Annotated in this window: 2 protein-coding genes and 1 pseudogene; all 3 read left to right on the top strand. The window is 67.2% G+C overall.

Annotation, left to right across the window (positions count from 1 at the left end):
* Positions 1–556 (top strand): sugar isomerase domain-containing protein (locus ACRDUX_RS40855; RefSeq protein ID WP_526423266.1); only part of this gene is annotated, 556 nt, incomplete at its 5' end.
* Between the two features lie 7 nt (positions 557–563).
* On the top strand, positions 564–1,355 hold the full coding sequence (nagB, locus tag ACRDUX_RS40850; protein ID WP_526423264.1) for a glucosamine-6-phosphate deaminase: 792 nt from the start codon (positions 564–566) through the stop codon (positions 1,353–1,355).
* Positions 1,345–1,878: pseudogene (locus ACRDUX_RS40845) on the top strand (N-acetylglucosamine-6-phosphate deacetylase); the annotation flags it as partial. The gene nagB and the pseudogene ACRDUX_RS40845, both read left to right, overlap by 11 nt.

Genomic DNA, 1,878 nt, shown 5'->3' with positions numbered 1-1,878 from the left:
GCCGGTGAACCTGGTCCGGATCAGCGACTTGTCGACCTACGGTGAACTGCACCCCAAGGACCTTCTCGACCCGACTCTGGAGCGCAAGCCCGCATTCGCGCAGTCTGTCCTGGACCTCACCGGGGCGCTGCCCGAGGACGCCTTCCTCATCGTCTCGAACTCCGGCATCAACGGCTCCGTCGTCGAGATGGCCCGCCTGGTCAAGGAGCGCGGCCACCCACTCGTCGTGATTACCTCCATGGAGCACAGCACCCAAGTCGCCGCACGATCGGCATCCGGCATGAAGCTCTACGAATACGGCGACGTCGTCATCGACACCGGCGCCCCGGCCGGTGACGCCGCCTTGGAGCTCTCGGACGGCACTCGCACCGGGGCGATCTCATCCCTGGCAGGCGTCGTCATCGTCGAACTCCTCACCGAAGGCATCTGCCGCAAGTATGTCGACGCGGGAAAGCGTCCTCCCGTGTACCGCTCGATGAACCTGCCCGACGGCGACACGGCCAATGAAGTCCTCGAAGCCCAGTACGCCGGGCGGGTCCGCCCCATCGAGCCGTAACCGTCAGATGGAGATCGTCATCGTGCCCACTCCAGCCGAGGCCGGTCGAGTTGCCGCGGGCCTGATCGCCTCCCTCGTCGCGAAGAAGCCTACTGCCGTCATCGGTCTCGCGACTGGCTCCAGCCCGCAGGGCACCTACACCGAACTCCGTCGTCGCGTCGAGTCCGATGAAATCTCGTTTGTACAGGCCCGCGGATTCGCGCTCGACGAGTACGTCGGCATCCCGCTTGACCACCCCGAGTCCTACGCCAGCGTCATTGCCCGCGACGTCACCAATCCGCTCGGCTTCGACCCGACGCGGGTGCAGGTGCCCGACGGTCGCGCCGAGAATCTTGAGTCCGCGGCGCAGGAGTACGACGCGGCGATCCGCGCTGCGGGCGGGATCGACGTACAGATCCTCGGCATCGGCGTCAACGGCCACATCGGGTTCAACGAGCCGACGTCCTCATTCGCCTCCCGCACTCGGGTCAAGACCCTGGCCCCGTCCACGCGGGAGGCCAACGCCCGCTTCTTCGACGACGTTGACCAAGTCCCGACGCACTGTATGACCCAGGGCCTCGGCACGATCCGCGAGGCGCGCGAGCTGGTCCTCGTCGCCCATGGCTCCGCGAAGGCCGACGCGATCAGGGCTGCGGTCGAAGGACCGCTGTCGTCGTTCGTCCCCGGCAGCGTCCTGCAATTGCACGAACGCGCGACCGTGGTCGTCGACGAGGACGCGGCCACTGGACTCCGACTCGCGGACTACTACCGATACACCTACGCCAACAAGCCCCGTGCCAGCGCAACCAGTGACCGCTGATCGGTGCGCGACCGTACTTCTGCGCGCGGCCCGGGCAGTGGACAGTCAGCTCGACGTGCACGACGCTTGGGTGCTCATCGTCGGTGACACCATCCGCGCGGTCGGCAGCGGGCCAGACGCGCCGGCACCCCCCCTCGTCATCGATCTCGGTGATGCCATCCTCGTACCCGGATTCATCGATCTCCACGGACACGGAGGCGCTGGCGGCGCCTTCGACGACGGACCCGATGCGATCCGCACCGCCCTGGCCATGCACCGCCAACACGGCACCATCAGATCGGTGCTCAGTCTCGTCGCAAACCCCATCGACGCCCTGACCGCCTCACTCGCCGCCATCCGCACGGTGATGGCCGACGACCCCCTCGTGCTCGGCGCCCACCTCGAAGGCCCCTTCCTCTCCGCCCACAACCGCGGCGCCCACGAGCCCCAATTCCTCATCGATCCAACCCGAGAAACCATCGACGTTCTCCTCGACGCGGCGGGAGGTGTCCTTCGGCAGATCACCGTCGCACCCGAACTGCCG

It is taken from the genome of Mycobacterium sp., from assembly GCF_050701675.1.
In the GTDB taxonomy this organism is placed as follows: domain Bacteria; phylum Actinomycetota; class Actinomycetes; order Mycobacteriales; family Mycobacteriaceae; genus Mycobacterium.
This window is presented reverse-complemented; position numbering and strand designations above follow the sequence as displayed.

Excerpts from the sequence above, each read along its gene's own strand:
- nagB (WP_526423264.1), top strand. The coding sequence starts at position 564 with ATGGAGATCGTCATCGTGCCCACTCCAGCCGAGGCCGGTCGAGTTGCC.